The organism is Helicobacter pylori (assembly GCA_008032955.1).
GTDB lineage: Bacteria > Campylobacterota > Campylobacteria > Campylobacterales > Helicobacteraceae > Helicobacter > Helicobacter pylori_DC.
This window is the reverse complement of the sequence record CP032046.1, coordinates 975,254-996,037: the sequence shown is the minus strand read 5'-3', so window position 1 is coordinate 996,037 and position 20,784 is coordinate 975,254. Positions and strand designations below refer to the sequence as shown.

General features: G+C 39.5%; 18 protein-coding genes and 2 pseudogenes. 11 read left to right on the top strand and 9 right to left on the bottom strand.

Going from position 1 to position 20,784, the window contains the following annotated elements; genetic code table 11:
- Positions 1-5 precede the first annotated feature (5 nt).
- The 6 genes and pseudogenes from D2C72_04805 (at position 6) to ggt (ending at position 5,886) form a co-directional block, all read left to right on the top strand.
- Positions 6-212 (top strand): hypothetical protein, encoded by a 207-nt coding sequence (locus D2C72_04805; protein ID QEF43622.1) that lies wholly within the window; start codon positions 6-8, stop codon positions 210-212.
- A gap of 41 nt (positions 213-253) precedes the next feature.
- Positions 254-484 carry a flagellar biosynthesis anti-sigma factor FlgM gene (locus D2C72_04800; protein ID QEF43621.1) on the top strand — a complete coding sequence of 77 codons (231 nt, stop codon included), beginning with the start codon at positions 254-256 and terminating at the stop codon, positions 482-484.
- A 161-nt stretch (positions 485-645) separates the two neighbouring features.
- On the top strand, positions 646-1,584 hold the full coding sequence (locus tag D2C72_04795; protein QEF44190.1) for a DNA cytosine methyltransferase: 939 nt from the start codon (positions 646-648) through the stop codon (positions 1,582-1,584).
- Positions 1,585-1,727: 143 nt separating this feature from the next.
- A pseudogene (locus D2C72_04790) lies at positions 1,728-2,161 on the top strand (hypothetical protein).
- A 1-nt stretch (position 2,162) separates the two neighbouring features.
- Positions 2,163-3,983 (top strand): flagellar hook-associated protein FlgK, encoded by a 1,821-nt coding sequence (gene flgK, locus D2C72_04785; GenBank protein ID QEF43620.1) that lies wholly within the window; start codon positions 2,163-2,165, stop codon positions 3,981-3,983.
- Positions 3,984-4,182: 199 nt separating this feature from the next.
- Positions 4,183-5,886, top strand: coding sequence for a gamma-glutamyltransferase (gene ggt, locus D2C72_04780; protein ID QEF43619.1), 1,704 nt, complete (start codon positions 4,183-4,185; stop codon positions 5,884-5,886).
- On the opposite strand, the pseudogene D2C72_04775 reads toward ggt, so the two are convergent.
- Positions 5,883-6,085 (bottom strand): annotated as a pseudogene (locus tag D2C72_04775) (hypothetical protein). The gene ggt and the pseudogene D2C72_04775 sit on opposite strands and share 4 nt — an antisense overlap.
- Positions 6,086-6,153: 68 nt before the next feature.
- On the opposite strand from D2C72_04775, the gene D2C72_04770 reads away from it, so the two are divergent.
- Positions 6,154-6,924, top strand: coding sequence for an HP1117 family Sel1-like repeat protein (locus tag D2C72_04770; GenBank protein ID QEF43618.1), 771 nt, complete (start codon positions 6,154-6,156; stop codon positions 6,922-6,924).
- A gap of 243 nt (positions 6,925-7,167) precedes the next feature.
- Here the strand turns inward: D2C72_04770 and D2C72_04765 are convergent, their stop codons facing one another.
- Positions 7,168-7,368: a hypothetical protein gene (locus D2C72_04765; GenBank protein QEF43617.1), complete on the bottom strand. Its 201-nt coding sequence runs from the start codon at positions 7,366-7,368 to the stop codon at positions 7,168-7,170.
- Here D2C72_04765 and D2C72_04760 point away from each other — a divergent pair.
- From D2C72_04760 to uvrB, 3 genes are read left to right on the top strand one after another with little or no spacing between them, the layout of a single operon-like run.
- Positions 7,337-10,114: a DUF3519 domain-containing protein gene (locus D2C72_04760; protein ID QEF43616.1), complete on the top strand. Its 2,778-nt coding sequence runs from the start codon at positions 7,337-7,339 to the stop codon at positions 10,112-10,114. The two genes, D2C72_04765 and D2C72_04760, sit on opposite strands and share 32 nt — an antisense overlap.
- Complete coding sequence (locus D2C72_04755) at positions 10,111-10,860, top strand: hypothetical protein (protein ID QEF43615.1); 750 nt, start codon at positions 10,111-10,113, stop codon at positions 10,858-10,860. The genes D2C72_04760 and D2C72_04755 overlap by 4 nt, the downstream gene beginning before the upstream one ends.
- Positions 10,861-10,899: 39 nt before the next feature.
- Complete coding sequence (gene uvrB / locus D2C72_04750) at positions 10,900-12,876, top strand: excinuclease ABC subunit B (protein ID QEF44189.1); 1,977 nt, start codon at positions 10,900-10,902, stop codon at positions 12,874-12,876.
- Positions 12,877-12,886: 10 nt separating this feature from the next.
- Here the strand turns inward: uvrB and D2C72_04745 are convergent, their stop codons facing one another.
- The 6 genes from D2C72_04745 to D2C72_04720 all read right to left on the bottom strand — a co-directional run bounded on the left by D2C72_04745 (position 12,887) and on the right by D2C72_04720 (position 18,373).
- Positions 12,887-13,720 carry an outer membrane protein gene (locus tag D2C72_04745; GenBank protein ID QEF43614.1) on the bottom strand — a complete coding sequence of 278 codons (834 nt, stop codon included), beginning with the start codon at positions 13,718-13,720 and terminating at the stop codon, positions 12,887-12,889.
- Positions 13,721-13,784: 64 nt separating this feature from the next.
- On the bottom strand, positions 13,785-15,107 hold the full coding sequence (locus D2C72_04740; GenBank protein QEF43613.1) for an adenylosuccinate lyase: 1,323 nt from the start codon (positions 15,105-15,107) through the stop codon (positions 13,785-13,787).
- A gap of 107 nt (positions 15,108-15,214) precedes the next feature.
- Positions 15,215-16,159 (bottom strand): pyruvate ferredoxin oxidoreductase, encoded by a 945-nt coding sequence (locus D2C72_04735; GenBank protein QEF43612.1) that lies wholly within the window; start codon positions 16,157-16,159, stop codon positions 15,215-15,217.
- A 12-nt stretch (positions 16,160-16,171) separates the two neighbouring features.
- Complete coding sequence (locus tag D2C72_04730; protein ID QEF43611.1) at positions 16,172-17,395, bottom strand: 2-oxoacid:ferredoxin oxidoreductase subunit alpha; 1,224 nt, start codon at positions 17,393-17,395, stop codon at positions 16,172-16,174.
- A 9-nt stretch (positions 17,396-17,404) separates the two neighbouring features.
- Positions 17,405-17,797, bottom strand: coding sequence for a 4Fe-4S dicluster domain-containing protein (locus D2C72_04725; GenBank protein ID QEF43610.1), 393 nt, complete (start codon positions 17,795-17,797; stop codon positions 17,405-17,407).
- A 15-nt stretch (positions 17,798-17,812) separates the two neighbouring features.
- The gene (locus D2C72_04720; protein ID QEF43609.1) at positions 17,813-18,373 is read right to left on the bottom strand and encodes a pyruvate flavodoxin oxidoreductase subunit gamma; all 561 of its coding nucleotides are present in this window, start codon (positions 18,371-18,373) and stop codon (positions 17,813-17,815) included.
- A gap of 289 nt (positions 18,374-18,662) precedes the next feature.
- Here D2C72_04720 and D2C72_04715 point away from each other — a divergent pair, with 289 nt between their 5' ends.
- Positions 18,663-19,334 (top strand): outer membrane protein, encoded by a 672-nt coding sequence (locus D2C72_04715; GenBank protein ID QEF43608.1) that lies wholly within the window; start codon positions 18,663-18,665, stop codon positions 19,332-19,334.
- A gap of 6 nt (positions 19,335-19,340) precedes the next feature.
- On the opposite strand, the gene D2C72_04710 is transcribed toward D2C72_04715, so the two are convergent.
- Positions 19,341-20,648 (bottom strand): hypothetical protein, encoded by a 1,308-nt coding sequence (locus D2C72_04710; protein ID QEF43607.1) that lies wholly within the window; start codon positions 20,646-20,648, stop codon positions 19,341-19,343.
- Positions 20,649-20,784 lie beyond the last annotated feature (136 nt).

Below are 20,784 nucleotides of genomic sequence, written 5' to 3'. Positions count from 1 at the left end.
AGGTCATGAATAGTTCTAACCTCAAGAATTGGCTATTCCCCACTATTTGCTTTTTTTTATTTTGTTATATTTTAATTTTTTTGATGTTTTTTATGTTTAAAAATTTACAATCGCAATCTTTTGGCTCTGTGGCAGAAACCGGAAAAAAACCCATTACTACCACCAAGAAATTTGGTAAGGAATTGCAAAAACAGATTTCAAAAATCCATTAACTTTTTTTCTTTTTTGCCGATACTTGCTGTAATCAAATGAATTGGATATTAGATTAAAGGATTTTAAGATGATTAACGCCGTCTCTTCGCTCACTCTAGTGCAATCTTTGGGGAATTACAAGCGTGTGGAAAAGAATGAAAAAGTTGAAAACAATGAAGCCGCTCTTGATAGGGTGGCTGAAATCAAGCAAGCTATTGAAAATAACCAGTATAAGATCAATTTGCATGAGACTTCTCACAAAATGGCACAGGATTTATTGGGGATAAGCTAGGGGGTTTAAGGGCTTCATTTCTAGGGGGGTTATTCTCGCTGTCGTTTCGTCTTTCACTGAAGTTTAGTTTTTTTGTATTTTGAAATGCGTTTGTCGCTCTTTTAAATAGGGTGCGTTTTTAGTCGTGTGTTAGGAATGATTGATTGGGGATTTTAACTTTTATGGATTTTTGCTCTGGCATTGGTGGAGGTCGTTTGGGCTTGGAGCGGTGCCATTTGAAATGCGTAGGGCATGCAGAAATCAATCATGAAGCTCTTAGGACTTATGAATTGTTTTTTAAGGATACCCATAATTTTGGGGATTTAATGCGGATCAACCCTAATGATTTACCCGATTTTGATGCGCTCATTAGCGGGTTTCCTTGTCAGGCTTTTTCTATCAATGGCAAAAGGAAAGGGCTTGAAGATGAAAGAGGGACTATTATTTATGGGCTTATTCGTATCTTAAAAGTCAAACAGCCCAAATGTTTCTTGCTTGAAAACGTTAAGGGCTTGATTAGTCATAAGCAACAAGAAACTTTTAAAACCATTATCAAAGCCTTGCAAGAAGCGGGCTATACAACTCATTATCAAATGTTAAACAGTGCTGATTTCCAATTAGCCCAAAAGAGAGAACGCCTTTATATCGTAGGGTTTAGGAAGGATTTGAAACACCCATTTCATTTCCCTTTAGGTTTAGCCAATGACTATTATTTTGAAGATTTTTTAGACGCAGATAATGAGTGTTATTTGGATGTGAGTAACGCTATTTTTCAAAGATACTTGCACAACCCATACAACCATAACCGGGTTTTTTTAGAGAATATCTTAGCTTTAGAAAACGCCGTTTTAGACACAAGACAATCTGATTTAAGGTTGTATTTTAATGTTTTTCCTACTTTAAGGACTTCTCGGCATGGCTTGTTTTATACCCAAAAAGGCAAAATCAAAAGATTAAACGCTATTGAAAGCCTGCTTTTACAAGGATTTCCTAGAGATTTGATCGCTAAGATTAAAGACAACCCTAATTTTAAAGAAAGCCATTTGTTATCCCAAGCGGGGAATGCCATGAGCGTGAATGTGATTGCCGCTATCGCCAAACAAATGTTAAAGGCGATTTAATAAGGGAGTTTTAAGGGGAGAATGATTTCAAAACACCCCCTATCCCCTTAAGAAAATGAGTTTTACAACAAACCGAAAAATCCAAAATAAAACGGCATAGTATTTGCTTGAGTATCACTGAAACAAGAGCTAAAGGATTTGTTATGGTCGTTTTACATTCTCATTTAGAAAACGCGCTAAACCAATTGAAAGAATTGATTGATTTAACCGAGCGCGATATAAGAGACATTAAGCTCGCTAAACACGCCGAAATTTTTGAAAGAAACCATCAAAAACAGCTAGCGATTCAAGCTTTTGAAAAAGAAAAAGCAAATATAGATGCGCAAATGCTGTCTTTAAAAAATCAATTCCCTAATAAAGAAATGAGTGAATTGTTAGACGAAAAAACGAGCGATTTTTTAAACCAAATGCGAGAATCCTTGCTTGTTTTGAAAGAAAAAACTTGATCTATTCGCGCATGGCGTTTGCGGTTTCTGAGTTTTATTCTTCGCTCATCCAACAAATCATTCCCCATGACACTTGCGACTATAAAGGCTCTAGGCATGTGGGGAGCCATTTTTTAAGAGTGCAGGCGTAAAATGGGCGGGATTTTATCTTCACTCAACACTTCTTACACGGGCCTACAAGCCCATCAGAGCATGGTGGATGTTACTGGGAATAACATTTCTAACGCTAGCGATGAATTTTATAGCCGCCAACGCGTGATCGCAAAGCCTCAAGCGGCTTATATGTATGGCACTAAAAACGTGAATATGGGCGTGGATGTAGAAGCCATTGAAAGGGTGCATGATGAGTTTGTTTTTTCTCGTTACACGAAGGCTAATTACGAAAACACTTATTACGATACAGAGTTTTCGCATTTAAAAGAAGCGAGTGCGTATTTTCCGGACATTGATGAAGCGAGCCTTTTTACGGATTTGCAAGATTATTTTAATTCATGGAAAGAATTGTCTAAAAACGCCAAAGACTCCGCTCAAAAACAGGCTCTCGCTCAAAAAACAGAAGCTTTAACGCACAACATTAAAGACACTAGAGAAAGATTAACGACCTTACAGTATAAAGCGAGTGAAGAATTAAAAAGCGTGATTAAAGAAGTCAATAGTCTGGGTTCTCAAATCGCTGAAATCAACAAACGCATCAAAGAAGTGGAAAACAATAAGAGCTTAAAGCATGCGAATGAATTAAGGGATAAGCGAGATGAGTTGGAATTCCATTTGCGAGAGCTTTTAGGGGGGAATGTTTTTAAAAGCAGCATTAAAACTCATTCGCTCACAGATAAAGACTCAGCGGATTTTGATGAGAGCTATAACCTTAATATTGGGCATGGGTTCAATATCATTGATGGTTCTATTTTCCATCCTTTAGTGGTTAAAGAATCCGAAAATAAAGGGGGTTTGAACCAAATCTATTTTCAAAGCGATGATTTTAAGCTCACTAATATTACTGACAAGCTCAATCAAGGGAAAGTGGGGGCGTTATTGAATGTGTATAATGACGGCTCTAACGGGACTTTAAAGGGCAAATTGCAAGATTATATTGATTTGTTGGATTCTTTTGCTAGGGGCTTGATAGAATCCACTAATGCGATTTACGCTCAAAGCGCGAGTCATCATATTGAAGGCGAGCCTGTGGAGTTTAACAGCGATGAAGCCTTTAAAGACACGAACTACAATATCAAAAACGGCTCGTTTGATTTAATCGCTTACAACACCGATGGTAAAGAAATCGCCAGAAAAACCATTGCTATCACGCCCATTACAACCATGAACGATATTATCCAAGCCATTAACGCTAACACTGATGACAATCAGGACAATAACACCGAAAACGATTTTGATGATTATTTCACAGCGAGCTTTAACAATGAGACTAAAAAGTTTGTCATCCAGCCTAAAAACGCTTCGCAAGGGTTGTTTGTCTCTATGAAAGATAACGGCACGAATTTTATGGGAGCGTTAAAACTCAACCCTTTTTTTCAAGGCGATGACGCTTCTAATATCAGCTTGAATAAGGAATACAAAAAAGAGCCTACCACTATCCGCCCATGGCTTGCCCCCATTAACGGGAATTTTGATGTGGCGAACATGATGCAGCAATTGCAATACGACAGCGTGGATTTTTATAACGACAAGTTTGACATTAAACCAATGAAAATCAGCGAGTTTTATCAATTTTTAACCGGTAAAATCAACACGGACGCTGAAAAATCAGGGCGTATTTTGGACACCAAACAAAGCATGCTAGAAACCATTAAAAAAGAGCAACTCTCTATTTCGCAAGTGAGCGTGGATGAAGAAATGGTGAATTTAATCAAGTTTCAAAGCGGCTATGCGGCTAACGCTAAAGTCATTACCGCTATTGATCGGATGATAGACACTTTATTGGGGATTAAACAATAAGTTTTCTACCCATAGCGTTTTGATCAAATAAGCCTTATTTAACTTATTTTTTAAACTCTATTTATTTTAAAACTCATTTTTGAGCCTTTTTTATAGCCAGCACTCAAACAATTAATAGCATCATATAAGCTATGAGCGAGAGGGTGTTTTGTAAAGCTTGTGTTATAATAACGATTATTGTTGATTGAAAGGAAAACAGATGAGACGGAGTTTTTTAAAAACGATTGGCTTGGGCGTGATAGCGCTCTTTTTGGGTTTGTTAAGCCCTTTGAGTGCAGCGAGTTACCCCCCTATTAAAAACACTAAAGTGGGGTTAGCCCTTTCTAGCCACCCGCTAGCCACTGAAATTGGGCAAAAGGTTTTAGAAGATGGGGGTAATGCGATTGATGCGGCGGTAGCGATAGGTTTTGCTCTAGCAGTAGTCCATCCGGCAGCAGGCAATATTGGTGGTGGAGGTTTTGCGGTTATCCATTTGGCTAATGGTGAAAATGTTGCGTTAGATTTTAGAGAAAAAGCCCCCTTAAAAGCCACTAAGGACATGTTTTTAGACAAGCAAGGCAATGTAGTCCCTAAACTCAGCGAAGATGGCTATTTGGCGGCTGGGGTTCCTGGAACGGTGGCGGGCATGGAAGCGATGCTTAAAAAATACGGCACCAAAAAACTATCGCAACTCATTGATCCTGCCATTAAATTGGCTGAAAATGGTTATGCGATTTCACAAAGACAAGCAGAAACTCTAAAAGAAGCGAGGGAGCGGTTTTTAAAATACAGTTCTAGCAAAAAGTATTTTTTTAAAAAAGGGCACCTTGATTATCAAGAAGGGGACTTGTTTGTCCAAAAAGATTTAGCCAAGACTTTGAATCAAATCAAAACGCTAGGCGCTAAAGGCTTTTATCAAGGGCAAGTCGCTGATCTGATTGAGAAAGACATGAAAAAAAATGGGGGGATTATCACTAAAGAGGATTTAGCCAGTTACAATGTGAAATGGCGCAAACCCGTGGTAGGGAGTTATCGTGGGTATAAGATCATTTCTATGTCGCCGCCAAGTTCAGGAGGCACGCATTTGATCCAGATTTTAAATGTCATGGAAAATGCGGATTTAAGCACCCTTGGGTATGGGGCTTCTAAGAATATCCATATCGCTGCAGAAGCGATGCGTCAAGCTTATGCGGATAGATCGGTTTATATGGGAGACGCTGATTTTGTTTCGGTGCCGGTGGATAAACTCATCAATAAGGCGTATGCCAAAAAGATTTTTGACGCTATCCAGCCAGATACGGTTACGCCAAGCTCTCAAATCAAACCAGGAATGGGGCAGTTGCATGAGGGGAGCAATACCACGCATTATTCTGTAGCGGACAGGTGGGGGAATGCAGTCAGCGTTACTTACACCATTAACGCTTCTTATGGGAGCGCTGCTAGTATTGATGGGGCAGGGTTTTTATTGAACAACGAAATGGATGATTTTTCCATCAAGCCTGGGAATCCTAATCTCTATGGTTTAGTAGGGGGCGATGCGAATGCGATTGAAGCCAATAAGCGCCCTTTAAGCTCCATGTCGCCTACGATTGTGTTGAAAAACAATAAGGTTTTTTTGGTGGTGGGAAGCCCTGGAGGGTCTAGGATTATCACTACAGTGTTGCAAGTGATTTCCAATGTCATTGATTACAATATGAATATTTCTGAAGCGGTCTCAGCCCCTAGATTCCACATGCAATGGTTGCCTGATGAATTAAGGATTGAAAAGTTTGGCATGCCCGCTGATGTGAAAAATAACCTCACTAAAATGGGCTATCAAATCGTTACTAAGCCGGTCATGGGTGATGTGAATGCGATCCAAGTTTTGCCTAAAACTAAAGGGAGCGTTTTCTATGGATCAACGGATCCAAGGAAAGAATTTTAATTCTTTGTTATATATGGGTTTTTAATCCTATTTAGCCTTATTTTTTGGGATGGAGGGGGACTTTTTAGCGAGAAAATCTTAAATTTAGTTTTAAAATTCATAAAAATAGTGTAAAATTTCTCATTACAAGAAACGATATTAGATCTAAATGGTGTATGCAGAATGGGGTTTGAGAATGTTTGCTAGTTTTAGAACGCATGCAGTTTCTTTTTTGAGATTGGTAGCTATTGACATTATGTTTGATCTTATTAAAGCAGAGGAGTAACAATGGGATACGCAAGCAAATTAGCTTTGAAGATTTGTTTGGCAAGTTTATGTTTATTTAGCACTCTTGGTGCAGAACACCTTGAACAAAAAAGGAATTATATTTATAAAGGGGAGGAAGCCTATAATAATAAGGAATACGAGCGAGCGGCTTCTTTTTATAAGAGCGCTATTAAAAATGGCGAGCCGCTTGCTTATGTTCTTTTAGGGATCATGTATGAAAATGGTAGGGGTGTGCCTAAAGATTACAAGAAAGCGGCTGAATATTTTCAAAAAGCGGTTGATAATGATATACCTAGAGGGTATAACAATTTAGGCGTGATGTATAAAGAGGGTAGGGGCGTTCCTAAAGATGAAAAGAAAGCCGTGGAGTATTTTAGAATAGCTACAGAGAAAGGCTATACTAACGCCTATATAAACTTAGGCATCATGTATATGGAGGGTAGGGGCGTTCCAAGCAACTATGCGAAAGCGACAGAGTGCTTTAGAAAAGCGATGCATAAGGGTAATGTAGAAGCTTATATCCTTTTAGGGGATATTTATTATAGTGGGAATGATCAATTGGGTATTGAGCCAGACAAAGATAAGGCTATTGTCTATTATAAAATGGCGGCTGATATGAGTTCTTCTAGGGCTTATGAAGGGTTATCAGAGTCTTATCGGTATGGGTTAGGCGTGGAAAAAGATAAACAAAAAGCTGAAGAATACATGCAAAAAGCATGCGATTTTGACATTGATAAAAATTGTAAGAAAAAGAATACTTCAAGCCGATAATTCTCAAACTTGGGCTTGATTCAAGGATTTTTTATTTGATGCTAAGTAGCGTGTTTTTTGAACAATTGATTTGAAGCGATAGATTAAAGATATTGCATTTTTCATGACTAAGCGGCTTTATATTAAAAACTTTAGCCAAAAAACATTGCTTGCTATAACTTTGCTTTGTTTGTCTCGCCTAAATATTCCCCTTGTCTTAACAAATCCCTAAAATTACAAACTCCAAACAATAGCGAGCGGTTTTCATAAGCTTTTTAAAAACGACGCTAAGATCGCCGAAAGCCTAAAGCCAGCCACTACTAAAAATTTAAGCCAAGGTTTAGCCACCACTCTAAGCGGAGCGTTAAAATACCAATGGACTAAATTCACATTAGGAACGCTATATAGAAACGCGCCCGATCGCATTTTAGGGATTAAATTACCCAAAGCCCTAAACGAAGCCACCGCAGGAGCCGCCTTAAAGTATCACATTAAAAGAGCGCTAGAAAGAAGCCACAGTATAAGTGATTTCACTAAGCAGTTAGAACTAAGCGCTAAAAACTCACAATTCACTAACAACACGCTTAAAATCATTGAAGAGCTTACTAACGGCGTCAAACAAGCCAGCGAAGAGTTAAGCAAGAAAGCGAGCGATTTACAACACGCTATAACCCCACTCAAAGAGTTTGGCACTAATTACCCCGAGTTTGCCTTAAAGCCTAAGGAAGCGTTAGAGAAATTATTACAAGAGAAAAACGGGCAAGTCGCAGGCGCAGCTTATAGGGATGATTTAGGAGGGATTGATTTTGTTTGGGGGAATAAAGATTACGGGTTAGAGCACATCTTAAAACGCCGAGAAGAGCAAGCGCTTAACAATGGACTAAACGAAACAGAAGCTAAAGAATACGCCTTAAGCGTGATTAAAACGATACCGGAAGTTATTGACAAAGGCATTAAGGTTGAACGAAACGGAAGAGTAGCTATTGAATACCAAAATATAAGAGTAGGTTTAAAAGATAATTGGAAAGGAGAAAAATTACCTAATCATTGGATTATAACAGGATATGAGAAGTTGGAGAATAGTGAAAGTTTATATACATCTCCACTAATCACAAAGAGCGAGATTCTGCCCTTAAACTCCGTAGAACCTAATCCTACCCAAAAACCGCTAACAGATCAAGAGGATTTATTAAAAACAAGCGAAAATTTAAACGAAACCACCAAAGACGCTACAAAATTAAGCCCACTAGAACAAGCAGAAGCCGAAAAGCTTGCCAAGTTACAAAGAGAGCAAGAACAAAGCGAACAGGAATTTTTAAAAGCTAAAGATCAAGAAAATAAGCGTAAAGAAGCGTTAAAAAAGAAATTAGAACACGAGCGAGGCAATGCAGGCAACATTGAAAGCCAGACTAAAATAGAAGTAGGAGAGGATATCCCTACAGAAATCCAAGTGCAGATCCCCAAAAGTAGAGTAAGGCTAAACGAACGAGAGATTTACGATCTGGACTATGCGATCGTCAAAGCCAAAGATTTAAAACCAAGTTTTAGTACAGGCGGGACGCAAAAACGCACCGACATGAACGAAGAACAGATTAAAAGCATTGCTGAAAATTTTGATCCTAAAAAGATATTTGGGAGCGGAGGGTTTGAAGATTTACCGATCATTCTACATGACGGACAAGTGATCGCAGGGAACCACAGAGTCCAAGGCATGCTAAACTTCACGCCTAAAAGCCGTTACATTTACCACAAAGCGATCCAGGAATACTATCACATAGACTTAAAGCCTGACGAATTGTTAGTGAGAGTGCCACACAACCGACTAAATAATACCGAGATCAACAATTTAGCGGCTTCATCTAATCAAGGAAGATTCAACAGCGAAAGCGATCATGCGATAGTGGTTTTAAGCCACTATGAAGCGAAATTAAAAGAATTAGACAACAAATTAGACGCTGATAGCATTTATTCGTTAAAAAATATCGTTGCTAAAAACCTTAATTTTGACAAAGCCACTCATCCTAATGTGGGAGATAGTAATTTAGCGTTGCTTATGTATAACATGCCAAGGACCAAAACGCAAGGGATAGAATTATTAAACCGTTGGCAGAAAGAATTTTCTAACGACATTAAAAGCTATGAAAAGGTTAAAAAAATGTTTGTAGATAACGCTGGGAGTTTTCACAATCTAATCCATGACATGAATTTTCCTAAGGTGAGTTTAAACGCTTATCTAAGCGATATCATGGATCGCAGTTTTGCTAATTTAAAGAATTACCAAAGCACGAGCGAAAGCCTGAAAGATTTGAGCGAGAAATTCTATAAAACGAGTTCTTTAGAGATGTTTGAAAAGAGCGAACAAAGCACAAGCGACATCAGCGAGATTTTAGGAGGTGCGATCGCCAGGTTCGCGAGGTTTGATGATCCGAGCAAAGCGTTATTTGAAGCCTTAAGAAGCGATAACATTAAAAAAGGCTTGAAAGAATTTAAGATCGCAGACGTTACTAAGGACATGTTTAACCCTGATAGTAAAGAGTTTAAAGATATTGATATTTACGACTTTGCACATTACCTTTTAATGGTCAATAGAGAATCGAACGAAAATAACCCTACCTTAAAGCGCTTGATAGAAGCTATAAAGGACATGCAAAAAGAGAGCGAGAAAGGGATTAAAAAACAAAAACTTGAAACGCCTAGCGAGTGGGGACACAATTATAGCGAGTTTAAGGGCGATGGCTTAGGAGCGATTAGCAAGCTATTAGAAACTAAAAAAGGTTTTGTAGCGGGAGCGTTTTATAAGGAAGGTTTAGGGGATATTGATTTAGTTTGGGGTAATAAAGATTACGGGTTAGAACACATTTTGAAACGCCGAGAGAAACAAGCCAAAAACCAAGGATTAAACGAACAACAAGCCAAAGAATACGCCCTAAATATAGCTAAAACGATACCGGAAGTTATAGAGAAAGGCGTTAAGGTTGATAATAACGGCAGAATGGCTATTGAATACAACGGCATGCGAGTAGGACTTAATGATAAGTGGGATAATCAAAAGCTAGAGAATAAGTGGGTGATAAGCAGTTATGAAATTTATAATAGTGAGGGTGAGCCACCGATCCTCCTTATGGCTCAATTACAAGGGGTAGGTTTGGGAACCCCTAAACTCACAGAACCTAATCCTACCACAAACACGATTAAAAAAGGAATAAAATGATCAATTACCCTAATTTGCCTAATAGCGCTTTAGAAATCACCGAGCAGCCTGAAGTGAAAGAAATCACTAACGAGCTTTTAAAGCAACTACAAAACGCTTTAAATTCTAATAGTCTTTTTACTGATCAAGTGGAATTAAGCCTTAAAGGGATCGTTAGGATTTTAGAGGTGCTTTTGAGTTTGGATTTTTTCAAGAATACGAACGAAATTGATAGCAGTTTGAGAAACTCTATTGAATGGCTGAGTAACGCCGGCGAGAGCTTAAAAAACAAAATGAAAGAATACGAGGGCTTTTTTAGCGAGTTTAATACGAGCATGCGAGCCAACGAGCAAGAAGTAACGGCTACCTTAAACGCTAATACTGAAAACATCAAAAGCGAGATTAAAAAGCTAGAAAATCAAATCATAGAAACCACTACAAAGCTTTTAACGAGTTATCAAATCTTTTTAAACCAGGCTAGAGATAGCGCTACAAATCAAATTAACACGAACAAAACCGAAAGCCTTGAAGCAATAAACCAAGCTAAAACGATCGCTAACAATGAAATCAATACCAACAAAACGCAAGCGATAACTAACATTAACGAAGCTAAAACGAACGCTAACAATGAAATAAACACCAATAAGCAAGAAGTTTTAAACAACATCACGCAACAAAAGCAACAAGCCACAAGCGAGATCACCGAAGCGAAAAACACGATCATTATCAAAACATTGATTTTTTTGAGATTGAATAAGGCGTGTTAAAAACCACTATAATACCCCTAAAAAATGCGAGTTTTAAAGATGCCTTTATTTGATTTAAAAAGCCCTTACCCACCAGCAGGCGATCAGCCCCAAGCCATAGAAGCTTTAACGAAAAGCTTGAAAAATAACAACCATTATCAAACTCTAGTGGGGGTTACAGGGAGCGGTAAGACTTACACGATGGCTAATGTCATCGCTCAAACCAATAAACCCACTTTGATCATGAGCCATAATAAGACTTTATGCGCGCAGCTCTATAGCGAGTTTAAGGCGTTTTTCCCGCATAATAGGGTGGAGTATTTTATCTCCCACTTTGATTACTACCAGCCTGAGAGCTATATCCCTAGAAGGGATTTATTCATTGAAAAAGACAGCTCTATTAACGATGACTTGGAGCGTTTAAGATTGAGCACAACCACCTCGCTTTTAGGTTATGACGATGTGATTGTGATAGCGAGCGTTTCGGCTAATTATGGTTTGGGTAACCCTGAAGAATATCTAAAAGTCATGGAAAAAATCAAAGTGGGCGAGAAGCGCGCTTACAAGGGCTTTTTGTTAAAGCTAGTGGAAATGGGTTATAGCCGTAATGAAGTGGTGTTTGATAGGGGGAGCTTTAGAGCGACTGGGGAATGCGTGGATATTTTCCCCGCTTATAATGACGCTGAATTTATCAGGATTGAATTTTTTGGCGATGAGATAGAAAGGATTGCTGTCTTTGACGCTTTAGAAAGAAATGAAATCAAGCGCTTGGATTCTGTCATGCTTTATGCGGCCAGTCAGTTTGCCGTAGGGAGTGAGAGGTTGAATTTAGCCATTAAAAGCATTGAAGATGAACTCGCTTTAAGATTGAAATTTTTTAAAGAGCAGGATAAAATGCTTGAATACAACCGCCTCAAACAACGCACCGAGCATGATTTAGAAATGATTAGCGCGACCGGTGTGTGTAAGGGCATTGAAAATTACGCGCGCCATTTTACAGGCAAAGCCCCCAATGAAACGCCCTTTTGTTTGTTTGATTATTTAGGGATTTTTGAGCGGGAGTTTTTAGTCATTGTAGATGAAAGCCATGTGAGTTTGCCGCAGTTTGGGGGGATGTATGCAGGGGATATGAGCAGGAAAAGCGTTTTAGTGGAATATGGTTTTAGATTGCCTAGCGCTTTGGACAACCGCCCTTTAAAATTTGATGAATTTATCCATAAAAATTGCCAATTCCTTTTTGTGTCCGCTACGCCCAATAAACTAGAATTAGAGCTTTCTCAAAAGAATGTCGCTGAGCAAATCATTCGCCCTACAGGGCTTTTAGACCCCAAATTTGAAGTGCGAGACAGCGATAAGCAAGTCCAGGATTTATTTGATGAAATCAAGTCAGTGGTGGCTAGAGGTGAAAGGGTGCTCATCACCACGCTCACTAAAAAAATGGCAGAAGAATTGTGTAAATATTATGCTGAATGGGGCTTGAAAGTGCGTTACATGCATAGTGAAATTGATGCGATTGAAAGGAATCACATTATCCGCTCTTTAAGGCTTAAAGAATTTGACATTTTAATAGGGATCAATCTTTTAAGAGAGGGGTTGGATTTGCCTGAAGTCTCTTTAGTAGCGATCATGGATGCGGATAAAGAGGGGTTTTTAAGGAGCGAAACAAGCCTCATTCAAACCATGGGGCGAGCCGCTAGAAACGCTAACGGCAAGGTTTTACTATACGCTAAAAAGATCACTCAAAGCATGCAAAAAGCCTTTGAGATCACGAGTTACAGACGCACCAAGCAAGAAGAGTTCAATAAAATCCATAACATCACCCCTAAAACCGTTACTCGTGCTTTAGAAGAGGAATTGAAATTAAGAGACGATGAGATTAAAATCGCTAAAGCCTTAAAAAAGGACAAAATGCCTAAAAGTGAAAGGGAAAAAATCATTAAAGAATTGGATAAAAAAATGCGAGAATGCGCGAAAAATTTGGATTTTGAAGAAGCGATGCGTTTGAGAGACGAAATCGCTCAATTAAGAACGCTTTAAACGCTATCGCTTAAAAACTATAAGTGTAGTTGAAATAAACCGAGTAATTGCGCCTGAAATCAACTTGGTATAATAAGCTGTTGATCCCGTATTCTAAAAATCGTAAAACCTTTAGGACATCTCCACTATTATTGCTAATGTTATTCATGGAATAATAATGGTTAAAATAATAAGTAGGGACTTTAATCCCAAAGCCAAATTGGTTGCGCTTATTCCCCAAACGAACCCCTAAATCCACCAAAAACTGGAAGCCGTTTAAATTCACTTTCCCGCCAAAAGTGTCTAAAAGAAGCACTTGATACAATAACGCATCGCTCAATTTATCATACACTCCAGCAAAAGCGATCCCCAGATTGAACCCGGCAAAAAACTTATCCCCATTATAGGCGTTAAGCAATAAATCCATATAAGTGCCATAAGTGGAAATGATGATAGATTGCGATTCTTGAGAGCTATAAAGAGAAGCGCTCAAATCATAAAACAGCCCCCACCTAAATCCAAACCACTTCGTCTCTTCATGCTTACCCACCCACTTATAGCCCACTTGAACGCCAAGGCCATTAGACACATACGAATTTTTAAAAACAGGGCTTAGACTATCGCTGAAAATAATCTGACTTTTATTGAATCGTTGGGATAAATTCAAGTTGCTGTAGTTGTGCTGAATGCTCCCCAACTGATACCCAAGCCCCAGATAAAACGCCGATCTATCCGCATAGCGTTTAATGGGCGAAACCACCTTTTTATTAAAAAAAGTGTAATCCCCTTTAGTCAAAACATCTTTAAAACTATCCGCATGCAAGGCATAAGAAAGCCCTAAAACTAAGTATAACGCTCGTTTCAAAAAACCCCTTAAAACTTCAATTTTTACCGCTTATTTTATAGTTTTGTTTTTGTAAAAACGCGCCTTATTCAAACACCCTTTTAAAAATCGCTCCCACATTTTTAGTGTAATAGCTGTAATCAAAACATGCTTTGATTTCGTCCTCGCTCAAATATTTTTTCAAGCGTTCATCATTGAGTAGGGCGTTTAAAAACAAATTTTCATCAGCGTTTTTAAAAGCGCCTTGTTGCAAAACCTCCCATATTTTCATCGCATTTTCTTGCACGATAGAATAGCTTTCTTCTCTGCTCAAACCTTTTTTAGGCAATTCCAATAACACCCGTTGCGAAAAGACTAGCCCCCCACTCAAAGCTAAATTTTTAAGCATGTTTTTAGGATAAACCACCAAATTTCCAATCACGCTATTCAAACGGCTGAGCATAAAATCGCTAGTGATAAACAGATCAGGCAAGGCAAAACGCTCCACAGAGCTATGGCTCATGTCCCTTTCATGCCATAAGGCGACATTTTCTAGCATAGGGGTCGTAAAAGAGCGAATCACCCTGCAAAGCCCGGTGATATTCTCGCTCAATATGGGGTTTCTTTTATGAGGCATCGCAGAGCTTCCCTTTTGCCCTGTTGAAAAAGCTTCTTCCACTTCATAGACTTCACTGCGTTGCAAATGGCGGATATTGACAGCGATTTTTTCACAACTGCTCGCCAAAAGAGCCAGATCGCATGCAAGCCTGGCGTAGCGGTCTCTTTGAATGACTTGATTGCTGATATTGGCGGTTTTTAAGCCTAAAAATTCGCACGCTAATTCTTCTAATTCTAAAGGGGCGTGCGCGAAATTCCCCATAGCCCCACTGATCGCTCCCACGCTGATAAATTCCATCGTTAAATCCAGGGCTTTTAAATGCCGTTTGATTTCATCAGCAAAAAGAGCTAAAACTAGACCAAAGGTGATGGGTTCGCCAAACACCCCATGGCTTCTGCCCACCATTAGCGTGTCTTGATGCTCTAAAGCCCTGTTTTTAAGGGTTTCATAGAGGTTTTTAACGCCTTTTTGAATGAGTTTTAAGCTTTTGGTCATCAATAACGCCATAGCCGTATCAATGCAATCGCTAGAAGTGATCCCATAATGAAAAAAGCGGGACTCTTCGCCCAAGCTTTCAGCCACGCAAGTAGTGAAAGCGATTAAATCATGCTTAGTGGTTTTTTCAATTTCTTTGATGCGTTCAAGGTTGAATGCCGCTTTTAAGCAGATTTTTTCACAATCGCTATCTTGGATTTGCCCAAGCTTGTTCCACGCCCTAACGACAGCTTTTTCCACTTCCAAATAAGTTTCAAATTTGGTTTGCTCATTCCATAGGGCTTTCATTTCTTCATTCGCATAGCGTTCTAACACCGACAATCCTTAAATCAAAATGGGATCATGTTACTTTAAAGGGGTTTAAAGAATCAAGGGGGAAATCGCACAAGGCGTAAGAAAGCCCCTTGATTTCAAATTAAGAGTTATACTTTAGCTTCTTCTCTGCGTTGCAAGTATTCCCAACGCTCATTCACATCTTTTTGCAATTCTTCAATGATGTGTTCGTTTTCCTTTTTGAAAAGGTGTTTGAAACGCTTTTGAGCCGCTAAATAATCCCTTACAGGAATGATATTTCTTGGGCGGTAAGTGATTTTCAATTCCCTACCATTAAAGACTTCAAACAAGGGGAACATCAAGCTATCCACAGCCATATCCGCTAATTCAATGGTTTTATTGGATTCAAATTTCCATTCAGTCGTGCATGGGCTAAGAGCGTTGATGAAGCAAGGCCCTTCAGTGTCTAGCGCAGTTTTAATCTTTTTGTTCATGTCTTTCCATTTGTTAGGGGAGAGCTGTGCCACATAAGGGACTCCATGGCTTGCCATGATATTGACGATGTCTTTTTTCTTTTCTTTTTTACCAAAGCTAACCGATCCTGATGGCGTGGTAGAAGTGCTAGCCCCTAATGGCGTAGATCCGCTTCTTTGACCGCCGGTATTGGCGTAGTTTTCATTATCCAAGCAAATGTAAGTCATGTCATGCCCTCTTTCCATGCAACCGCTGATGAATTGAAAACCAATATCATAACTAGCCCCATCGCCTCCAAACGCCACAAATTTTGGTTTTTGACCTTGATAGCGGCCCTTATTCACTAGCGCTTTATACATCGCTTCCACCCCTGAAATCGCCGTAGAGCCATTTTCAAAGCCAATATGAATCCAAGGCACATCCCATGAAGTGTGCGGATACACCGCCGAGCATACCTCTAAACAACCGGTAGAATTGCCTAAAACAATAGGCCCATCTACAGCGTTTAAAACTTCGCGCACAATAATGCCATGCCCACAACCCGGACAAAGCAAGTGCGAGCCTTGGAATTTTTCAGCGCTTTGGCTAAAACCTTTGAGTGTTTTGACTTCTTTTACCATGATATTTCCTTTTTAAAAAAAGCTCATTTTAGGGCCGTGCAAGCCTACGAATTGTTGGGTAGGGTGCGTGAGCGTGCCTTTAAGAGCGTCTTCATTGATTTCTTCAAAAATCTCGCATAAATGCGCGATCGTCATGTCCCTTTCGCCTAAACCATAAATGTAGTTAGACACCACGGGGTGTTTAGTCCCTTGCGTTTGATACACCGCGCTCGTTACTTCATTAAACATCGCCCCCATAGCGCCCGCTGGAGAGCTCTTGTCTAAAATCGCTAAAGCTTTAAGGTTTTTCAAATCCTGCCCCAATTTTTCATAGGGGAAGGGGCGTAAGGAATGGATAGTGGCTACGCCAGCCTTAATGCCTTTTTTACGCATTTCTTTAGCCGCTACGATCGCGGATTCATAAGTAGTGCCTAACGCAAAGATAGCGATTTCAGCGTCTTCTAGCTGGAAAGTTTTAGTCAAATGGTATTGCCTGCCTGTGAGTTTAGCGAAATCATTAAACACTTCTTCAATCACAGAAGACGCACTCATGATCGCATGGTGGAGTTGGGCTTTATGCTCATAATGCCATTCTTCTTCAGCTTGTGCGCCATAGCTTACCGGCTTATCAAAATCCAAAAGGGAATGCTTGGTTTGGTATTCGCCTACGAATTGGTAAGCCACTGCATCGCTCAAAGGGCGGACATTTTGCACGGTGTGCGAGCATAAAAAGCCATCTTGATTGACAATAGTGGGCACGCGCACCTTTTGATGCTCTGCGATTCTAAACGCCATTAAAGTGAAATCATAAGCTTCTTGGGGGTTGCATGTGCATAAACTTATCCAGCCAGAATCCCTGCTTAAATACATATCAGAATGATCGCCATGGATATTCAAAGGGGCTGCTAAAGCGCGATTGACTAAATTCAAAACGATAGGCAAACGCATGCCAGAAGCCTGGTATAAAACCTCTACCATTAACGCCAAACCTTGAGAGCTAGTCGCAGTGCTAACTCTTCCACCAGCTGCTGCAGCTCCCACGCATGCGCTCATGGCGGCATGTTCAGATTCCACTAAAACAAATTCGCCATCAATATAGCCATTATCCTTAAACGAGCCGTAATTTTGCACAATGGGCGTTGATGGGGTGATAGGATAGGCTGCGACGACATCAATTTGAGCCTGTCTTAAAGCGTTGGAGCTAGCGGTATTGCCATCCCACACTTCTATCTCTTGCAATTCAATACTTCTTGCCATATTTTTTCCTTACGATTTTTTCTTTTCTTGTTTTTGTGGCCATTGAGCAAGAGCGCTAGCAGGATCAATTTGTTCTTCAAACATCCATAGCGATTTAGGGTTGGTGGGGCAGACATCCACGCACACGCCACAGCCTTTACAATGAGAATAATCCACGCCTTTTAACTTGCCCTCTCTTGAAAGAATAGCAGCATCTGGGCAATAAACCCAACAATTAAAGCAGTTGATGCAAATATTATTGTTATGCACAGGCTTAGCCACGCGCCAATGAGCCACTGAAGTGGTGAAGTAGCTTTGCTCGGTGTAATGGCGCTCATCATTGTGTTTTTCTATTTCGCTTTGCGCGTTTTTTTCAAAAGGGAAGAGCACCGCTCCCATTTCAAATTCATTCCAATCTTTCATCTTTGTTCCTTAATGTTATTGAACTTCTTCATAAGCTCTTTGGATAGCGAGCATGTTAGCGTCAATGACTTCTTGCGTGAGTTTTTTGCCCAAAACTTTCTTAAAAGCTTCTTTAAAAGCCCCGATTTCAAGCATGCCAGACACTTTCATTAACGCCCCTAGCATGGGCGTGTTAGGGATGGGGCGTTTTAAGGTTTCCATAGAGATTTTTAAACAATCCACTAAAAACACCTTACGGGTTTTTAATTCAGGTTTTTTTTCAAACAATTCTTCTTTGTTAAGATAGCTGGTGATGATATAGGTCGTGTCTTCTTTTTCATTAGCGAAGATATTTTCAATGAAAACCAAACCCGGATCAATCACCAGCACATAATCAGGCTGCATGAAGCGTTCATGGTTTAAAATAGGCTCATCATCAATGCGGTTATAAGCCATCATAGCAGCCCCCCTTTTAGCTGAACCATAGGAAGCGAACGCTTGCACTTCTTTGCCTGTTTTTGAAATCACATCAGCCAGCCCTTTAGCGCCGGTGATAGCACCTTGACCCGCTCGTGCATGCCATCTAATTTGAAACATGGTAATATGTCTCCTTAATATCGTATAAGATAAATTGAATTTAGCCTAAGATTATACAAAAAAAACTATTAATGTGTCTTATAACAATATCTTTTTAGGAATTTTTATAGGAAAATGGGGGCATACCCACAAGAATTATGGCTATTTTATGGCTATTTATTCTAAAAAGATAGGCGTTCTTAATAAAAATCACTAATATTTATTTTAAACTTTGTTATTATTTAAGGTGCGATTTGATTTTAGTCTGTATGGGGCAAATGTGGGCCAGGATAACATAAGGAGTTGGGTTATGAATGAAACAAATAAAACAATGGTTAAAATATTGATGGGCATGGCATTATTATCATCGCTTCAAGCCACAGAGGCAGAGCTTGATGAAAAATCAAAAAAACCTAAATTAGCGGACAGGAACACATTTTATTTAGGGGTTGGGTATCAACTTAGCGCGATCAACACATCTTTTAGCACCGAGTCTGTAGATAAATCGTATTTTATGACCGGCAATGGCTTTGGTGTGGTGTTAGGGGGGAAATTTGTGGCTAAAACGCAAGCTGTAGAGCATGTGGGTTTTCGTTACGGGTTGTTTTATGATCAGACCTTTTCTTCTCACAAATCCTATATTTCTACCTATGGTTTAGAATTTAGCGGTTTGTGGGACGCTTTCAATTCGCAAAAGATGTTTTTAGGGTTAGAGTTTGGCTTAGGTATCGCTGGGGCGACTTACATGCCAGGAGGGGCTATGCATGGGGTTATCGCTCAAAATTTAGGCAAAGAAAATTCGCTTTTCCAATTGCTTGTGAAAGTGGGCTTTCGTTTTGGCTTTTTACACAATGAAATCACTTTCGGGTTGAAATTCCCTTTCATTCCTAACAAAAGAACTGAAATTATTGATGGCTTGAGTGCGACTACTTTATGGCACCGCTTACCGGTCGCTTATTTCAATTATATCTATAATTTTTAGATATAGTTATTTAGAGGTTTTAGATTTGACAAAATCAATTAACTCTCGTGTGTCTATGGTTAGGGTTAAGAATTGCTGATAAGTGGTGATCCACTTGCCCCCTTTCCCATACAAATGATACCCATCGCCCCCACCTAAAAAGTTAAAAAACGCATCCGCTCGCACGCTCACCCATTTATTTTTATAAACATAATAAAGCCCTATCATGTCAAAATTAGGGGCCCTATACCATGGCAACCCGGTATAAAGGGATTGGCCATAAGTGGCATAAAAGTGCATTTGGGGTTTGTTGGAAAAATAGTATCTGTTAAAAATCCCAAAGCCCTTGTATTGCGCTTGAGCGTAAAATTCCCCCCCAAAGCTGTTATAAAATCGGGCGTTTTTACACTCGCTAGCATAACGCACGCAATAATGGGTTTGAGACGACTGCGTGCCAAAGGTCATGAAAATATTATCCATATAAGGCATGAGATTTTTAAAATCCGCTTTTAAATAAGCGTGGTAATAAACCCTGTCTAAAATGGTAGGGTTAGAGTATTTCCCTATTTCTCCGCCTTGTGGGTTATCTTTTTGGCTGAAATAGGGGTAGCCATTAGGCCATTGTGGGGTTGCATCGCCTGGTTTTAAGTAGGAATTCCCGCCATAAGGGTAGTTATCTCCCATGCTATGAGGGCTGGCGTTATGGAAAATGACAAGTTGCCCCCCCAAACCTAAATACCCTTTAAGAAACTGAAATTCTGAAGAAACAAAATACAAGAATTGATCAAAATCGTAATTTTTCTTTTTGGGCTGGTTGTTCCAATTACGCCCCCCATACCAATCCACAACGCCCTCAAACCACCCATTCCACCAGCGGTTAGGATCATAAGCTGGTTTGAATTGGAACGCTCCTCCCCTAAAAGTAGGGTCTATAAACCAAAAAAGTTTTTTAAAAGCGCTTAAAGGGTAATGCCCTATTTGATAGCTTCGCGGCACAATGCCTAAAAAAAACCTCAAATTTTTCCCTATGTATTGGTAATACATGGTAACCCCCCACGAATAAGGGAAGTAGCTATAATGCGTGTGCAAATTTTGAATGAACCACGCCCCAAACATCAAAGCCTGTCTTTTGTCTAATTGGACGCCGATTTGAGGCATGAGACGCCCTTGCATTTTGGTTAGGCTATTCCAATAGGGGTTGTTATTTGGGGCCACTAAATTGAAATTAAAGCTCATGAACTTCAAGTCATAGACAAAACTAGCCGCTTTCATTAAAGGCACTATTAAAAAACTTGAAATTAACAACGCGCAAAGAGATTTTTTTAAGAAAATCAAACTAAAATACAGCCCCTTTCATCAACGCCTTTTAAAAATGGTGGCAAAAATAAGATAAAATTTTAAATTAATTTGCTTTAAAAACAGCATAAAACCAAAAAACAGAACCCTTTCAAGTTCGGTTTTTTTTTTTTTG

Coding starts and splice junctions, on each gene's coding strand:
- D2C72_04715 (QEF43608.1), top strand. CDS start 18,663: ATGAATGAAACAAATAAAACAATGGTTAAAATATTGATGGGCATGGCA.
- D2C72_04735 (QEF43612.1), bottom strand. CDS start 16,159: ATGGTAAAAGAAGTCAAAACACTCAAAGGTTTTAGCCAAAGCGCTGAA.
- D2C72_04755 (QEF43615.1), top strand. CDS start 10,111: ATGATCAATTACCCTAATTTGCCTAATAGCGCTTTAGAAATCACCGAG.
- ggt (QEF43619.1), top strand. CDS start 4,183: ATGAGACGGAGTTTTTTAAAAACGATTGGCTTGGGCGTGATAGCGCTC.
- D2C72_04725 (QEF43610.1), bottom strand. CDS start 17,797: ATGAAAGATTGGAATGAATTTGAAATGGGAGCGGTGCTCTTCCCTTTT.
- flgK (QEF43620.1), top strand. CDS start 2,163: ATGGGCGGGATTTTATCTTCACTCAACACTTCTTACACGGGCCTACAA.
- D2C72_04805 (QEF43622.1), top strand. CDS start 6: ATGAATAGTTCTAACCTCAAGAATTGGCTATTCCCCACTATTTGCTTT.
- uvrB (QEF44189.1), top strand. CDS start 10,900: ATGCCTTTATTTGATTTAAAAAGCCCTTACCCACCAGCAGGCGATCAG.
- D2C72_04720 (QEF43609.1), bottom strand. CDS start 18,373: ATGTTTCAAATTAGATGGCATGCACGAGCGGGTCAAGGTGCTATCACC.
- D2C72_04770 (QEF43618.1), top strand. CDS start 6,154: ATGGGATACGCAAGCAAATTAGCTTTGAAGATTTGTTTGGCAAGTTTA.
- D2C72_04730 (QEF43611.1), bottom strand. CDS start 17,395: ATGGCAAGAAGTATTGAATTGCAAGAGATAGAAGTGTGGGATGGCAAT.
- D2C72_04795 (QEF44190.1), top strand. CDS start 646: ATGGATTTTTGCTCTGGCATTGGTGGAGGTCGTTTGGGCTTGGAGCGG.